A 15,472-nucleotide genomic window follows, 5' to 3' on the forward strand; every position below is an offset into this window, starting at 1 on the left:
TGGCGACGCTCAATGTTTCTTTTTCCCGTCGTGACACACCAGGTCGATGACCACCGCCGTCGCCAGGTGCAGCACCGGGTCCTCCCCTTCCGCGATCTCGATGCCATAGCTGTCCGTCCATGACAGCCAGCGCTTGGTGACCACCGCCGCAGGACCCCGGCTGCCGTGGATCTCATACTCGTGGTCGAGGAAATCCCCGGTGGCCTCATAATCCTCATCGCCCGGTCCATCCACCGCGAAACGGCAATGGAAGAATGTGAAGAGCTCCTTGGCCACCTCCACCGGGCCGTAGCCGGGGCGGTGGATCTGATAGCTCGGCCCCCACGAAAGAAGACGCTGGCTGATGAATGCGAGTTCGTTTCCCTCCGTGTCCCGCAGGCTGAGCTTGTCCCCGAAGCTGAACACCCGGCCATCCACGTGGTAACGTTCCGTCCCGTGCTCGTCCCGGATCACGAAATCGTCGCCCAGACTCCAGAATTCCTGCTTCATCACAAATCTCATGATCCCACTCAAGCGGGCTTTCCCTCCGCACGCACGCCCGGATTCACGGGATTTTCACAATTCGCAGGTTGCGGACGGAGGCTGTGGGGTCTAACGAGACGGTTGATGCACCCGAAAAAACTGATCCCGATTCTCCTCGCCTGCCTGACCGTCCATTCCCATGCCCTCACTCCGGAGGCAACCAAGGCCGGTGAGGAGCTGGCCGCCGCGCTCCAGGAAGAGATCAGGGAACTCGGGCCGAACATGGAGCAGAGGAACCGGGTCATGACGGCCCAGCAATACCTGCGCGTGCTCCAGTCCGCCCTCGGGCAGCAAAGCGGCCGCGAGCTCGCACAAGCATTGGAAAACTTCGACACTTATGAAGCTGGCGAAAAAGTGAACCAATGTGCGACGGCCCTCCGCATCTCGCTGAACAACGAAGACGCCGAAAAGACCAAGAAAACCATCAGCGAAATGGAGGCAGCGATCGCCGCCGCCGCGGAAGCCGTCACACGGGCGGAAAATCCGGAGGATCTGGACAAGATCATCGGCTCCCTCTCCCGAGCCACCCGGAGCAGTGAGGATGCCGAGAGCTACAACAATCCCGCCATCCGCAAGATGGTGTCCGAGATCGGTTCCGCACGTCAGTTCGCCATCGGTTGGCAGGATTACCTCCAGGCAAGCAAGTCGGGAAACGCCGCCCAAGCCGTGCGGTCCCTCAACACCCTGGCCACCCAGAACGAATCGCTGATTCCACGGTCCCGGATCATCGCACGTCTCACGCTCGAGCAAGCGGACGAAGATGAGATCTCCATGGTTCTCGATCAGGTGAAAAAACTCGATGACATGAAGGAGGCCATCCGCAAGCTCGGGGGGCTCCTCGCGGGCAGCCGCAACTCCAGCTCTGAGAATCCCGGCGCGCGCGAAACATTGCAAACACTCGTCAAGCTGGAGAAAACCTACCGCGACTCACTCGCTGGTCTGCCGGTGAACATAGAGGTCCTCCAGTATTCCAACGACTCATCCGATCGCGGTTCCCACTTCGATACCAGCGCCCTGCGGGCGGCGCTGCTGGTACTGGTGCTGCCACGCGTGCTGGAACTTCCCGCGGAGTTCAAGCCAGGCCCGGGTGAGACGGTGGACGCCTTCCTCGCAAGAGCCATCTCCGACGCGAACCACCGCGAGGACTCGGAGGCGGCCATGCGCATCGAAGCCATCCGCCTGACGCTCACGCGGTCCTCATCGATGGGCGACAGGGAGCTGGAAGCCGCCCGTGACTACTCGGCCGGTGTGAAGCAGGTGAAGGCGAAACAATACATGCTGGCGGTCGTCTCCCTTCAAAAGGCCCTCAAATCCGGCAGCGATCTGGTCCCCGCCGGAAAGGCAGGAGAACTGCTGGACTCCATCCGCAAGGACCACCCGAAAGAATTCGAAGAAGGGATGATGGAGTTCCTCACGCCCCGCGCGACCCCTGAATACGACTACTCGCGCATGCCCTACCGCAACTACCTGCAGCCGGGGGCGAGGTTCCGGGACGGAGACCCGCGCGCGCAGGGCGGCACGACCATCGTGCTGCCCGTTCCCGGAAAGGAAGTGCCCAAGGAGACCACGAAGCCCGCCGCCCCCTCTCCTGCGGCAGGCGGAAAGCCCCCTGAACCTCCCGCTCCCGTCGAGAAGAAAGAGTGATACGGAAAGCACGTTTCCCGCTTCGGGAAAAGGGACCACTCTCCCATTTCCTCCCGCCCGGGAGCCCCGTGCCACGATCTTCTAACAACCCGAAGGAATATCTGTTAGGAAGTCATGCGTGTTCCGATTCCCCTTGCCGATCCCACCAGATCAGTGACATTCGGAAAACCCATTGTCCCACATGTTTCCCTGTCGTCTCATTTTCCTCGGCTGCCTGCTCTCCAGTCCCCTGCAAGCCGGGCTGCTCGCGCACTGGAAACTCGACTCCACCCCTGCGGACGAGGTCGACAGCTTCCCCGCGACATGGAACGCCATCCCCGGATACACACCGGGCGTCGCGGCACCGTCCAGCATCGCCGCGGCGGATCTCGCCGGGAACTGGCTGGGAGCGGGCACCGGCATCAACTTCGACCGCGGCCAGGCCTTTTCCGCGACCGCATGGATCAAGGGCGGGACACAGGACAGCGCCATCATCGGCGACATGGTGGGAGACGGGGATTCCAAAGGCTGGGAACTCCACGTCGGCACCACGGAAAATGGCGGCGATGCGAACAGCGTCACCGTCCTGCTCGTCAACGACCACCCCTCCATCGCCATCCAGGTGAACGCCTCGGTGAATGTCCTGGACGGCCAGTGGCACCACATCGCCTTCACTTATGACGGCTCCAGCACCGCCGCCGGGGTGAAGATCCACATCGACGGGACATCAGTCCCCACCACCACCGGTATCGACACCCTGGCCGCCGGCATCGCGAACAACGACGCCGCCGGGCTGAACATCGGAACCCGCATGGATGGTGCGGGCTTCACCTTCACCGGCTCCATCGACGAAGTGGCGCTCTTCGACCACGTCCTCACCGCCCAGGAGGTGAACTCGGTGTTCCTCACGGGCGTCGAATCCGTCACGTTTCCCACCATCACCGCCACCATCCCGCAGCCCGGCCAGAGCGTCACCACCCTGACCTCGGCGGACGTGATCTTTTCATTCCCGGTGGGCGGGGTGGATGCCGGGGATTTGCTTGTCAACGGCGCCCCTTCCGTCACCGTGCAGGCCACCGGATCGAAAACCTACCGCTTCACCTTCCCCTCCCCACCCCAGGGAGATGTCAATTTCACCTGGGCGGCCGGTCACGGCATCGCAGGACTGAACGGCACCCCCGCCCAGCCGCAGGGATGGCTGGCACGGTTCGTCCCGGTCCTGCCGCCGGGCCAGGTGGCCATCGCGGAATTCGTCTGCAAGAACGCGGGCGGGTTGGAAGACGAGGATCACGACACCCCGGACTGGATCGAGCTGCTGAACCCCGGCACCGCCACGGTGAATCTCGCGGGCTGGGCGCTCACGGACGATCCGGCCAGGCCGCGCGCGTGGGTGCTTCCCGCCATCAGCCTCGCCCCCGGGTCCCGCAAGATCGTCTTCGCGTCCGGAAAAAACCGCAGGCCCCTCACCGGTTCCCTGCACGCGGATTTCAAGCTCGCGGATGATGGTGGCTACCTCGCCTTGTCCGATCCCTCCGGCTCGCTCGTCCACGTGTACGACAGCTATCCGAGGCAGGAGGGAAATGTCTCGTTCGGCCTGCACTCCTCTGGAAAACCCGCCGACGGCCGCGCGGCATGGAGATACATGTCTCCCACCCCGAACGCGGGGGCTAACGGCACCACCTACTCCGGCGCGGTCATCAGCGAGATGAAGTCCACCCCCGCGAATCCTGTCGCGGGACAAGCCATCACCGTCACCATCCGCACCTCTCCCGAGGCTGTGCTGAACGCCCCGCCGAGGCTTTACCACCGGGTCATGCATGGCGCGGAAAATTTCGTCAACTTCGCCGATGACGGACTGCATGGCGACGGGGCGGCGGGCGACCTCGTCTGGGGGGCCACCATTCCCGCCGGCGCCACCGCCGGCCAGATGGTCCGCTGGCGGGCGATGTTGACCAGCGGCTCGATCGTCTCGCGCTGGCCGGTGAACGGCGTCTCAAACGCGCTGCTGCCGATCTACGAAGGCACCGTCATCGGTGGCAACACCGCGAGCCAGGTGCTGCCGGTCTATCAGATATTCGTGGACGGCTACCAGTTCCCCACCGGCACCAACCAGACCGGCATCGACTCCACCAGCGGCGGACGTGGCGCGTTTTATGGAAATGGAAAGCTTTATGACAACGTCTTCATCCGGACCAAGGGCACCACATCGCTCAACCTCTTCAAACGGTCCCACCGCGTCGATTTCAATCCGGGCCGGGATTTCGAGTGGTCCCCGGACCACGATCCCCAGCGGGAGTTGAACCTTAATTCCGAATACAACGACCCCAGCTACCTCCGCCAGAACCAGCAACACTGGATGCACCGGGACTCGGGCAACGCCGGCGCGCCCCATTTCCCCGTCCGCCTGCTCATGAACGGCGCGAACTGGCAGCTTGCGTTCCACACCTACTCCGCGGACAGCGAGCTCATCAAGGTGCTCGGACTCGACCCTCGCGGTGCTCTCTACAAACAGGTCGGCACGCTCTCCACCGGCGCTGGCGGTGAGAAGAAATCCCGCAAATGGGAAGGCACCCAGGATTTCACGAACTTCAAGAACGGCATCGCCTCCAGCCGCACTCCCGCCGAAAAGCTGCTTTACCTCCACGACAACACCAACCTCCCCGCCGTCATCAACTACCTCGCCGTCACCCGGCTCGCGCAGGAGGGCGACGACGTCTGGGCCAACATGGTGATCTACCGTGACAGCGACGGCACCGGGGAATGGAGGCCCATCCCCTTCGACCTGAACCTGTCCTTCGGCCAGTTGTTCTACGGTTTCGGCCCGCCTTACAACACCACGATCCAGGCAACCAACGACGCAAACAAGAGCCACCCGCTCTATGGCTCGTCCGCATGTCTTTCCAACACCGGAAGCGTCGGCGAGTGGAACCGCCTCTACGACGCGGTGATCCAGAACCCCCTCACCCGCTCCATGCTGCTGCGGCGCATCCGCACCCTCATGGACCGTTACCTGAGCGAAAGCGCCGCGACTTCTCCGCTGGAGGCGAACTTCGACACACTCGGCGCGCTCATCCGCAAGGATGCCGACATCGACCGCGCCCGCTGGGGCCTGCCACCGAACGCGCTGGCCTACGGACTCGGTCCCGGCATCACGCCGGAACAAGGCCTGGCCACCCTGAAATCCGCGTTCCTCGCCCCGCGCCGCACGCATTTCTACACCACCCATTCCAGCAACAATCCGGGCAAGACCCTCGGCATCGGAAACAACAACAAGGCGGGCATTCCGGACGCGCAAACCGCATCGCCGGTCATCAACTTCGGCACCGTTGAAGCCCACCCGGCCAACGGAAACCAGAATCAGGAATACATCCAGCTCAGCAACCCGAGCGCCGCCGCCGCCGACATCAGCGACTGGACGGTGCGCGGCAGCGGTGGCTCGTTCAAAATAAAGGGCGGCACCGTCATTCCCGCCTCAGGATCTCTTTTCGTGTCCCCGGATGTCGTCTCCTTCCGCGCCCGCACCACCTCACCAAAAGCGAATGAGAACCGCTACGTGGTGGGCCCCTATTCCGGCCACCTCTCGCCCTATGGCGAAACCCTCCGCCTGGAGAACGCCAGCGGCCAGACGGTCGCCCAGATCCAGGTCCCCGCCGATCCGAAGGCACCGCCCGTCTCCCTCGCCGTCACGGAGATCATGTCGAGCAGCGCCCACACCAATACCAAGCTCAATGGAGATTGGTGGGAACTCACCAATACCGGCACCACCTCCCTCGATCTCACCGGCTTCTCTTACGACGACAATCATGACCTCGCCGGACAGACTGTTTTCCCCAATTTCATCCTCAAGGCAGGAGAAAGCCTCATCATCCTCAATGAGGACGACGCCGGGGAAGCCGCTCTCTTCCGCAACACCTGGGGACTGCCGGACACCGTGCGCATTCTGACCCGCGAAGACTTCGGCATCGAGGATCTCGTCGGGCTGGGCGGAAACGACTCCGTCATCGTCTATCAACCGAACGGCACGCGGGTCGCCAGGGCCGACTATACGGCACACACAGCAGGCAGATCCCGCGCGTGGTTCCGCAATGGCACCGCCATTCCCGGCGGCTACAGCCAGCTCCAGAAATATGGTGCGGTGAAATCCGACCAAGCGCCGTCCGACCTCGGTTCACCCGGATTTTCAGCAGCGGACCCCGCCACCTTCATCCAACCCTACGACATCTGGGCCGCGGCGAACGACCTCTGGCACGCCACGGATACCATGGCCACCGCCGACCCCGACAACGACGGGCGCACGAACCGCGAGGAATACATCTTCGGCGGCCATGCCCGCCAGTCGGACGGCCCGCCTCCGCAGGCCATTCTTTCCGTGCCCGATGGATACCAGTGGACCTTCGTCCTCCGGGCGGACGACCCGTCATTGTCCATCACCCTGGAAGGGTCCGCCGATCTCATCCAGTGGACCACCATCACACCCACACTCGTCGGGGAAACTCCCCACCCCACGTTGACCGGATACAAGTCGGCCACCTACCTCGTTTCCCGCGACACCGGCACGAAATTCCTGCGGGCACGTGCGGATTAAAATCCCGCCTGAGGAGAGCCTCGTCGCAGCCCTTCACCCCTCCCCCCACTTTCAGTAGGCATGGTTCCCGGTGGTTGACGAAAGACCTCCGCATTTCCCAACGTTCCGGTTCCGATGAAAACCCGAGCAATCCTTTTTCCCGCAAGCGTGTTGGTGGTGACCATGACTCTGGCCCAGGTGCCGGGGCCCGCGGTGTGGAAAAAACGGGTCGTGACCCGCGACTTCCTCACCGAGGGCCTCGCGGCGGGAGACATCGACGGCGACAAGATCAAGGACCTCGTCGCCGGTCCGTTCTGGTTCAAGGGGCCGGATTTCAAGGAAGCCGTCAGATTCCGCAGCGGAGCCGCCCAACCGGTGAAAACCTACCAAGAGGATTCCTTCCTCACCTGGGTGGACGATCTTGATGGCGACGGAAAAAACGACATCCTCATGGCCAGCCACCCCGGCAAGGACCTCACCCTCTACCTCAATCCCGGTAAAAAGGACGGCGAGTGGCCGAAGCACCGCGTCATGACCGAGGCCGCCACCGAGAGCCCGCTCTGGACCGACCTCGACGGCGACAGGAAAAAAGACCTCATCTGCATGCAGGGCGGAAAATTCGGCTACGCCACCGTGGACTACTCGGACGTGACCAAGCCCTGGGTTTTCACCGCCGTTTCGGAAAAAACGACCGACACCCCCTATGTCCACGGCCTCGGCACCGGCGATTTGAGCGGCGATGGCAAACCGGACATCATCGCGAAAAACGGCTGGTTCGAACAACCGAAGGCGAAAAGCGGCACGTGGATCTGGCATCCCGAAGACTTCGCCGGCCCCGGCGGCGCTCAGATGCTCGTCTTCGACGTGGATGGAGACGGTGACAACGACATCGTCACCAGTATCAACGGACACGGCTACGGCCTGGCGTGGTTCGCAGCGGAAAAGAAGGCAGGAAAAATCAACTTCACCCGCCACGAAATCCTGTCCGAAGACCCCACGAAAACAGATGCGAATGGACTCCAGTTCAGCCAGTTGCACGCTCTCGAATCGGGCGACTTCGATGGCGACGGCCGTATCGATTTCACCACCGGCAAGCGTTACTACGCCCACAACGGCGGCGATCCCGGTGCGGAGGACCCTGCCCTCGCCGTCATTTTTTACAACCGCAAGGACGGCAAAGGCGTCCGCTGGGAATCGGAGATCATCGACCGCGACTCAGGCGTCGGCTGCCAGGTGCTCGCCGTGGATCTGGATGGCGATGGCAAACTGGAGTTTGCCGCCGGGAACAAGAAGGGCGTGCATGTCATCGGCAGGTGAGCATGATCCCCTCCAATGAAGGCCACCCTCCCAGCAAACCGGCTTGCGATGAAAGCCATCGTGGGAATTACGACCGCTGCCTGGATCGGGGTGATCACCTGTATCGCCTTCCGGACAGGTAAAGGAACATTCGGTGGATACCTGCCCGATTGGGTGCCTTTGACAACCATCCTCCTCGGAGGAGGTGGAACCATTTTGACACTCCTCACCTCGATCCGTATGCTTTTCAACCGTGGAAAGCCGTGCGAGCCGAAGGAGCTGGTCTCCATCTGGTATGGGCTGAGCATTTTGGTCTCATTGGTAATAATCTCATTACCAGCCAATTGACCCAATGAGTGATGCCATGAGCAAAATCCTGCTTCTTGAGGATATGGAGGAAAGGACCACCGCGTATCAGGACCTTGTAGAATCAACAACCGCGCGATCCGGAACCGCAGCAGCCACCCCCTAAAGAATGAATCTTGATACTTGCGCGGCGGGCTTCGTGACTCCATGGATGGGCATGGACCGCTGGTTTCTCATCGCCGCCACCCTGCTCGCCGCCGCGGGCGGGATCTGGGGCATGATTTCCGTGCACCACGGAAAACGCAGCCACTGGACGGTCGTCTGGATGGCCGCCACCTTCCTGTGCCAGATCGGCTTTCTCGCCGTGCGCGGCGACATGCGCGCCGCCTGCCCGCTGATGGACCGTGGGGAGATCCTTTCGTTTCTGGCGTGGTCGCTCACACTCTTCTACCTGCTCGTGGGTCCGACCTACCGCATCTCCCTGCTCGGCGTTTTCACCTCCCCGGTGGTCGTCCTCTTCCAAACGCTGGCACTGGTGCCCGGAATGCTCGCCACGAATCCCGCAAAAATCTCCGGCGTGAACGCCTGGCACGAAACCCATTCGGCCATGTCCGTGCTCGCCTACGGCGCCCTTGCCCTCGCGGCCGTCGCCGGCGTGATGTTCCTCGTCCTGGACAAGCAACTGAAGGACCACCATCTCAAAAGCGGGCTCTTCCGCAATCTCCCCCCCGTCCGGGAACTTCTCATTTCCCTGGAGCGGTTGCTCTGGATCGGTGGCGGCCTGCTGACGGTCGGCATCGTGGCGGGATTCCTCATGCCACACACGGCATCCGCGTTGCCACACCTCATCGCCGCTGTCGCGATATGGACCGCATACGTGGTGCTGCTGGGATTGAAAAAAGTGAGAGGATTGACGGGCCGGCGCATCTCGCTGTCGGCGGTGGTTTTATTCGTACTGTCGCTGGCGGTTTTCGCGTTCATCTGATGGAACTTTTCTGCCTCGGCCTCAACCACCGCACGGCCCCCGTGGAAGTGCGGGAGAAGTTCGCCGTGGGAACGAACAAGCTCGGCACCGCGTCGATGGAGCTGGTCTCACTCGCCGATGCCACCGAAGGCGTCGTCATCTCGACCTGCAACCGCACCGAGTTCTACCTCGCCGCCGAGGATGCCAAGGACGCCTTGGGAAAAATCGAAACCCGCCTCGCCCAAAAGGTCGATGTGGACTCCAGCGTGACCGATCATTTCTACCGGATGGAGAAAATCGAAGCCGCCAGACATCTTTGCCGGGTCGTCAGCGGACTGGATTCGATGATGCTCGGAGAAACGGAAATATTCGGCCAAGTCAAACAAGCTTATGGCTCAGCACTGGAAGCAGGAGCTACCGGAGGTATTCTAAACAAGCTTTTCCAACGGGCATTCAGCGTCGGCAAGAAGGTCCGCACGGAGACCAGCATCCAAGAGGGTTCAACGTCCGTTGGAAACGTGGCGGTGGATCTGGCGGAGAAGATCTTCGGCCACCTGAAGAACAGCGAGGTCATGATCCTGGGTGCCGGCGAGATGAGCCGCATCACCGCCCAGAGTCTCGTGTCCCGGGGAGCGAAGTCCATTTTCGTGACCAATCGATCATTTGAAAGGGCACAGGAACTCGCCAACGAAATGGGTGGCAGCGCCCTCCGCTTCGACGATTGGCAGAGTGCCCTCGCCCGGGTGGACGTCGTCATCTCCTCCACCGGCGCACCCCACGCCATCGTCCAGCGCGCCGATGTGGAGAAAGCCCGCCGCGCCCGGAAATACCGCCCGCTCTTCTTCATCGACATCGCGGTCCCCCGCGACATCGACCCTGCCGTCGGCGAGATCGAGGAAGTGTATCTCTACGACATCGACACCCTCGAGCAGCTCGCGGAAGAAGCCCGCGGCCGCCGCCAGCGCCAGATCGAGCAGTGCGAACAGATCATCGACCTGGAACTGGCGAAGCTGAACCTGCCGGGGACGTGAGTCCGGAGCACCATTCCTCACTCCGGCTCATTCCGCTTCCGAGGAAAAAACAATCGCATCAGTATCGAACGCGACCCGCACGCCTGCGGCTTGTGCGATACGCTCACAAACCCGATCCAACCTCACCGACTTCAATTTAAGATCAACGGGTCTGGCAAGGCGCTTCGGATCCACAACGACGAAATTAAGCCGGAAAGGCGGTGGCAGTCCATCAACCTCCACTCCTGTTCTCGACTTGCTTCGCAGGTAATCCACCGCTTCCGGGAGCGGAACAGCTTCCATATCGATCTGTGAAATCACTAGATTTTCAGCAAACCCGCGCGTGAGCGACGGTTCCAAATCCTCAGACCGGACGGATTCCCCATTGGGTAGGCTGGCCCGCATGATCAGCATACCCGTCACAGCACCAACCATGAAGGAACAGATCATCGCAATCATCCCGCTTTTTCCAAATGGATTTTGTCGCATATTTGAAACGCTAGTGGGCTGAATTCCGTTTTCAAGTTTCAGGACGGAAATTCCAGCCAACCAGCGATGACACGCGCAAGAAGATTGACTCGGCCATAGGCCTGATCTGCTTTTTCCTGATTGCGATCATCCAATCTCCCCACTCTGTTTCAGCGCCCTAAGAAAGTGAAGCAACTCATCGCACGCCTTAAATACCTTCTCACCGGCAAGACCAATCCGATGAATCTGCTCAACGGAGTCTACCTCCAAAACCTCCCGAAGCGTCTCACGGTCTCAACAGGCATGCTGAAGTCACACGATCTGGCGTATGAAGCCGGAGATCTGGTTGCGAAACTTTTCCAAAATGAAGGTGACAGTGATTTCATGTTCGCCCGGAAGCTGCGGGCTCTTCCAAGGCATTGGGGGACTCGTCCGCGGTCACCGCCAGCGCATGGATTTTGGCAATCATGCCAGTTATGTTCGACCTGGGTTCATGCGAACAAATCTTGGACTTGCACCGACTGCCCAACTCAAAGTCGGCGAACACCGTATTTCGGATTCTGGTGATGATGCCTTACCGCCGTGATGCGAACGGATTCATCGAACACCCGGAAGAGGAAATGGTAGGGAAACATCTTTAAATTGCTTCTCCGGCGTCCACTTTGATCAAAATGATGCCTCATCGGATGCTGTTGGGCGTATTTCAGAGCCTCTCCCAGTTCCGCCCAGAATTCATCAGCCAGTTTGGCAGAGATTCCCTCGTAATACGCTAAAATCTCCCGGACTTCCGAAGGAACCTTCGGATGGTAGGCAAGGGTTCTCATCTGCGACCCACCGCCGATAAAAATTGATCATGACTGAGGGTTGTCACCCTGCCGGAATCCATTTCAACCTCCCGCCGATCCACTTCGTCGTCATCCGGTCCCAATGGGGCGGATGAGAATGAAGCCAACAGGTGTGCGACCAAGCCCGCCTGCTCTTCTGCGGAAAGTTCGTCCGCCGCCTTTTTCACCTCCACCAGAGTCGCCATGGGGTGAAACTTACGTGGTTGCTTGTGTTTTTCAATTTCAAAGAAAATGCAGGAAGCGGTGTCAAAAAATGCCCCGGAGCGAGCCGAGGGGGACACTTCTTTAAACGATCCCCATTTCCAATCCTGGTAGATTTCATCGATCATCACAATCAGAGGCCATCCCTCCACCCGCCGAATCAAATCTTGGGCTTGCGCGACCCGCCCGGCGTGGCCATGGAGAGGCCGCAACTGCGATATTTCCACATGTCTGACGCATCCCTCACACCCATCATCGTCGGTACGCGCGGCAGCGAGCTGGCACTTGTGCAGGCCACCGCCACGGAAGCGGCGCTGGCGGCGGCGTTTCCCGGGCTGGCCATCACCCGGAAGGTCATCAAGACCACGGGCGACCGCCGCACGGATGTCTCGCTGGCGGATGTCGCCAAGGCGGAGGGCACCTTCGACAAGGGCGTATTCATCAAGGAGATCGAGGAAGCCTTGGACGCCGGGGAGATCGACATCGCCGTGCACAGCCTCAAGGACCTGCCGACGGTTTTGGAAAAACGCTACACGCTCGCCGCCGTGCTGGAGCGCGCCCCGGTGCGGGACGTGCTCGTCATGCGCGAACCGGGCGGACTGGCAGCGTTGCCCGTCGGTGCCAAGGTCGGCACCAGCAGCGTGCGGCGCGCGCGGCAGATCGAGTGGCTGCGGCCGGACGTCACCGTCAGCGACCTGCGCGGCAACGTCCCCACCCGCCTGCGGAAACTTGCGGAGGAAGGAACGTATGACGCCATCCTGCTCGCCGAGGCGGGGCTGGTGCGGCTGGATTTCATCCCACGGGAAGCGCTTGGAAATGGAGCGGAATCCGTGAACGGCATGCCCGGACTTTTCGTGACACGTCTGGAGGAAAGCGAGTTCTTCCCCGCCGCAGGCCAGGGAGCCATCGGTCTGGAAGTCCGGGCGGGCGATGCTCCCAGCCAGGTGCGCGCCGAATCCATCGGCCACCGCGACTCGTGGCTCCGCATCACCGCCGAGCGGGAATTCCTGCGGTTGCTGGACGGCGGCTGCCACACGCCGGTCGGTGTTTACTCATCCATTTCCAACGGAGAGATCTCCCTCAGCGCCCGCGTCTTCCCCGAGGAAGGCGGCACGCCCCGCACCGGCTCCGCCAGCGGCACGGATCCCATCACCCTCGCACTCGAACTTTTCAACACCCTCTCATGAGCACTTCCGGAACTTGTTATCTCGTCGGCGCGGGCCCCGGCGACCTCGGCCTCGTCACCCTCCGCGCCAAGGAATGCATCGAACTCGCCGATGTCCTCGTCTACGACGCCCTCAGCAGCCCGGACCTCCTGAACTGGACCAAGGCCGGTTGCGAGAAGATCTACGTCGGCAAGCGCGCCAAGGACCACGCCGTCCCGCAGGACCAGATCAACGGCATCATCGTGGAAAAAACCAAGGCCGGGAAAAACGTCGTCCGCCTGAAGGGTGGCGATCCCATGATCTTCGGGCGCGGTGGCGAGGAAGCCGCCGAGCTTGCGGCCGCAGGCGTGAATTTCGAGATCGTTCCCGGCATCAGCTCGTCAATCGCCGGGCCGGCCTACGCCGGCATCCCGGTGACCCACCGCGACCACAATACCCAGCTAACTATTTTCACCGGACACGAGGACCCCACGAAAGGCTTCAGCTCCGTGGACTACGCCCAGCTTGCGAAAGCCCCCGGCACCAAGGTCTTCCTCATGGGCGTCGCCCGCCTGCGGGAGATCACCGGCTCGTTCATTGAAAACGGGGCCGCCGCGGACACGCCCATCGCCCTCACCCGCTGGGCCACCACCGGTTCGCAGAAAACCATCACCGGCACCCTCGCCGACATCGCGGACACCGCCGAGCGTGAGAACTTCACCTCCCCCGCCGTCGCCGTCATCGGAAACGTCGTGAAGGAACGGGAAAAGATCAACTGGTTCGAAAAACGCCCGCTCTTCGGCAAGCGCATCGTCGTCACCCGCACCCGCGAGCAGGCGGGCGAGCTCAGCAAGGCCCTGCGCGATCTGGGGGCGGACGTCATCGAGCTGCCCACCATCCGCATCGAAGGCCCGCCGGACCGCCTCGAATTCGCCGAACTCGTCACCCACGCCCACGAATACAACTGGCTCGTCTTCACCAGCCCGAACGGCGTGGAGCGGTTCTTCGATGCCTTTTATGCCACCTACGGCGACGCCCGCAGCCTCGGCAACCCCAAAATCGCCGCCATCGGCAACGGCACCGCGCAGAAAATCCGCGAATACCGCTTCGCCGTGGACCTCATCCCCGAGCGCTTCGTCGCCGAAGGCCTCGTGGACGCCTTCAAGAAGGAGGACATCGAGAACCTCACCATCCTCTGGGTGAAGGCGGACGAAACCCGCGACGTCGTCGGCGAGGGCCTCACCGCCCTCGGAGCCATCGTGGACAACTGCATCGCCTACAAGACCGTGGCCGAAACCGAAGATCCCACCGGAGCGCGCGCCCGTCTCGCCGAGGAAGGGGCCGATCTCATCACCTTCACCTCCAGCTCCACCGTGGACCATTTCTTCGACCTAGGCCTCGACTGGCCTGAAGACTGCGCCGCCGCCAGCATCGGCCCCGTCACCAGCGATACCCTGCGGAAGCGGGGCATGAAGCCCACCTTCGAGGCTTCCAAACACGACATCCCCGGCCTTACCGCCGCCATCGTGAAATACTTCCAGAAGAAGCGCTGAAGGGAGACAGCCCTCGCCCCTCCTCGAGAGCGCGGCCTCTTTCCCTTCGCAAGAAAACGACCTACGAAAGACGAATGCGATCAATGATCGACGGGTGAAAGAGTCTTCACTCGTCGATCGTCGTTCATCCATCATCTGTCATAGATCGCCTCTTTCCGAAAGATCCCCCGTCCTCCCCGAGTAACCATTCCTCCATGTCCACCCTGCCCCGCCTCCTGCTCGCCGCCACCCTCGTTTCCACTCCGCTGCACGCGGGCGTCGGAGTCGGGGAGAAACCCATCGCCGGAGCGGCGCTCGTCTTCGACGGCTCCCGCGAGATGCTCGATGCCAAGTGGACCTATTGGAAAGGCCCCGCTTTCGCCTCCTCCCTGCCCATCAAGTGGAAGATCGTCAACGATCCCGTGGACTCCGGCACCGTTGTCATGTCGGACGACCCCGTCGCCGCCGGAGGCAAATACGGCACCGCCGACATCGTCACCAAAAAGGAATACCGTGACTTCCGCCTGCACATCGAGTTCCTCATCACCAAGGAAGGCGGAAACAGCGGTGTCTATCTCCAGAACCGCTTCGAAATCCAGGTGCTCGACGGCGACAAGACCAAGCACGGCATGGCCGCCGTCATCAACGAGACCGAGTCCCCCTACCACGCCTACAAGGGCCTCGGGAAATGGAACAGCTACGACATCGTCTTTCGCGCCGCCCGCTTCGTGGACGGCAAGCAGACCGAGAAGCCCATGCTCACCATGTTTTTCAACGGCGAGAAGGTCCACAAGAACCAGACCATCAACCAGGTCTGGGGCGGCCCGAAATCCGGTATCGACGGCGGAAACGATGGCGGCAAGGGGCTCACCGACGTCCCCGGCGGCCTCAAGCTCCAGTGCGAGGGCCACGACGTCCGCTACCGGAACATCTGGATCAAGGAACTCGCCCTCGAAAAACCCGATACCGATTTCAAGGACTAGCCGGAATTTCCCG

At 61.7% G+C, this 15,472-nt stretch carries 13 protein-coding genes; 9 read left to right on the forward strand and 4 right to left on the reverse strand.

Annotated features, from left to right (window positions below; all coding sequences use genetic code 11):
* Positions 1-9: 9 nt before the first annotated feature.
* Entirely contained in the window at positions 10-501 is a 492-nt protein-coding gene (locus tag JIN84_RS21885; RefSeq protein WP_200353235.1) for an LURP-one-related/scramblase family protein, read from the reverse strand.
* Positions 502-606: 105 nt separating this feature from the next.
* On the opposite strand from JIN84_RS21885, the gene JIN84_RS21890 reads away from it, so the two are divergent.
* From JIN84_RS21890 to hemA, 6 genes are all read left to right on the forward strand, one after another.
* Positions 607-2,166: a hypothetical protein gene (locus JIN84_RS21890; protein WP_200353236.1), complete on the forward strand. Its 1,560-nt coding sequence runs from the start codon at positions 607-609 to the stop codon at positions 2,164-2,166.
* 181 nt (positions 2,167-2,347) lie between these two features.
* On the forward strand, positions 2,348-6,730 hold the full coding sequence (locus tag JIN84_RS21895) for a lamin tail domain-containing protein (protein ID WP_200353237.1): 4,383 nt from the start codon (positions 2,348-2,350) through the stop codon (positions 6,728-6,730).
* A 114-nt stretch (positions 6,731-6,844) separates the two neighbouring features.
* Positions 6,845-8,026 (forward strand): FG-GAP repeat domain-containing protein, encoded by a 1,182-nt coding sequence (locus JIN84_RS21900; protein WP_200353238.1) that lies wholly within the window; start codon positions 6,845-6,847, stop codon positions 8,024-8,026.
* Between the two features lie 15 nt (positions 8,027-8,041).
* Positions 8,042-8,353: a hypothetical protein gene (locus JIN84_RS21905; protein ID WP_200353239.1), complete on the forward strand. Its 312-nt coding sequence runs from the start codon at positions 8,042-8,044 to the stop codon at positions 8,351-8,353.
* A 127-nt stretch (positions 8,354-8,480) separates the two neighbouring features.
* Positions 8,481-9,296: a cytochrome c biogenesis protein CcsA gene (gene ccsA, locus JIN84_RS21910; RefSeq protein WP_200353240.1), complete on the forward strand. Its 816-nt coding sequence runs from the start codon at positions 8,481-8,483 to the stop codon at positions 9,294-9,296.
* Positions 9,296-10,306, forward strand: coding sequence for a glutamyl-tRNA reductase (gene hemA, locus JIN84_RS21915; protein WP_200353241.1), 1,011 nt, complete (start codon positions 9,296-9,298; stop codon positions 10,304-10,306). The genes ccsA and hemA overlap by 1 nt, the downstream gene beginning before the upstream one ends.
* A 27-nt stretch (positions 10,307-10,333) precedes the next feature.
* On the opposite strand, the gene JIN84_RS21920 is transcribed toward hemA, so the two are convergent.
* The 3 genes from JIN84_RS21920 to JIN84_RS21930 all read right to left on the reverse strand — a co-directional run bounded on the left by JIN84_RS21920 (position 10,334) and on the right by JIN84_RS21930 (position 11,927).
* Positions 10,334-10,834 (reverse strand): hypothetical protein, encoded by a 501-nt coding sequence (locus JIN84_RS21920; protein WP_200353242.1) that lies wholly within the window; start codon positions 10,832-10,834, stop codon positions 10,334-10,336.
* Positions 10,835-11,283: 449 nt separating this feature from the next.
* Positions 11,284-11,577 (reverse strand): type II toxin-antitoxin system RelE/ParE family toxin, encoded by a 294-nt coding sequence (locus JIN84_RS21925; RefSeq protein ID WP_200353243.1) that lies wholly within the window; start codon positions 11,575-11,577, stop codon positions 11,284-11,286.
* Positions 11,574-11,927 carry a hypothetical protein gene (locus JIN84_RS21930; protein ID WP_200353244.1) on the reverse strand — a complete coding sequence of 118 codons (354 nt, stop codon included), beginning with the start codon at positions 11,925-11,927 and terminating at the stop codon, positions 11,574-11,576. Before JIN84_RS21930 ends, JIN84_RS21925 begins: the two co-directional genes overlap by 4 nt.
* Positions 11,928-12,026: 99 nt before the next feature.
* Between JIN84_RS21930 and hemC the strand changes: the two genes are divergently transcribed.
* From hemC to JIN84_RS21945, 3 genes are all read left to right on the forward strand, one after another.
* The gene (hemC, locus tag JIN84_RS21935) at positions 12,027-12,986 is read left to right on the forward strand and encodes a hydroxymethylbilane synthase (RefSeq protein WP_200353245.1); all 960 of its coding nucleotides are present in this window, start codon (positions 12,027-12,029) and stop codon (positions 12,984-12,986) included.
* On the forward strand, positions 12,983-14,497 hold the full coding sequence (gene cobA / locus JIN84_RS21940; RefSeq protein WP_200353246.1) for a uroporphyrinogen-III C-methyltransferase: 1,515 nt from the start codon (positions 12,983-12,985) through the stop codon (positions 14,495-14,497). The genes hemC and cobA overlap by 4 nt, the downstream gene beginning before the upstream one ends.
* A 194-nt stretch (positions 14,498-14,691) precedes the next feature.
* Positions 14,692-15,459 carry a 3-keto-disaccharide hydrolase gene (locus tag JIN84_RS21945; RefSeq protein ID WP_200353247.1) on the forward strand — a complete coding sequence of 256 codons (768 nt, stop codon included), beginning with the start codon at positions 14,692-14,694 and terminating at the stop codon, positions 15,457-15,459.
* The last annotated feature ends 13 nt before the right edge of the window (positions 15,460-15,472 follow it).

The organism is Luteolibacter yonseiensis (assembly GCF_016595465.1).
Taxonomy (GTDB): domain Bacteria; phylum Verrucomicrobiota; class Verrucomicrobiia; order Verrucomicrobiales; family Akkermansiaceae; genus Luteolibacter; species Luteolibacter yonseiensis.

Coding starts and splice junctions, on each gene's coding strand:
- JIN84_RS21885 (WP_200353235.1), bottom strand. CDS start 501: ATGAGATTTGTGATGAAGCAGGAATTCTGGAGTCTGGGCGACGATTTC.
- JIN84_RS21890 (WP_200353236.1), top strand. CDS start 607: ATGCACCCGAAAAAACTGATCCCGATTCTCCTCGCCTGCCTGACCGTC.
- JIN84_RS21895 (WP_200353237.1), top strand. CDS start 2,348: ATGTTTCCCTGTCGTCTCATTTTCCTCGGCTGCCTGCTCTCCAGTCCC.
- JIN84_RS21900 (WP_200353238.1), top strand. CDS start 6,845: ATGAAAACCCGAGCAATCCTTTTTCCCGCAAGCGTGTTGGTGGTGACC.
- JIN84_RS21905 (WP_200353239.1), top strand. CDS start 8,042: ATGAAGGCCACCCTCCCAGCAAACCGGCTTGCGATGAAAGCCATCGTG.
- ccsA (WP_200353240.1), top strand. CDS start 8,481: ATGAATCTTGATACTTGCGCGGCGGGCTTCGTGACTCCATGGATGGGC.
- hemA (WP_200353241.1), top strand. CDS start 9,296: ATGGAACTTTTCTGCCTCGGCCTCAACCACCGCACGGCCCCCGTGGAA.
- JIN84_RS21925 (WP_200353243.1), bottom strand. CDS start 11,577: ATGAGAACCCTTGCCTACCATCCGAAGGTTCCTTCGGAAGTCCGGGAG.
- JIN84_RS21930 (WP_200353244.1), bottom strand. CDS start 11,927: ATGATCGATGAAATCTACCAGGATTGGAAATGGGGATCGTTTAAAGAA.
- hemC (WP_200353245.1), top strand. CDS start 12,027: ATGTCTGACGCATCCCTCACACCCATCATCGTCGGTACGCGCGGCAGC.
- cobA (WP_200353246.1), top strand. CDS start 12,983: ATGAGCACTTCCGGAACTTGTTATCTCGTCGGCGCGGGCCCCGGCGAC.
- JIN84_RS21945 (WP_200353247.1), top strand. CDS start 14,692: ATGTCCACCCTGCCCCGCCTCCTGCTCGCCGCCACCCTCGTTTCCACT.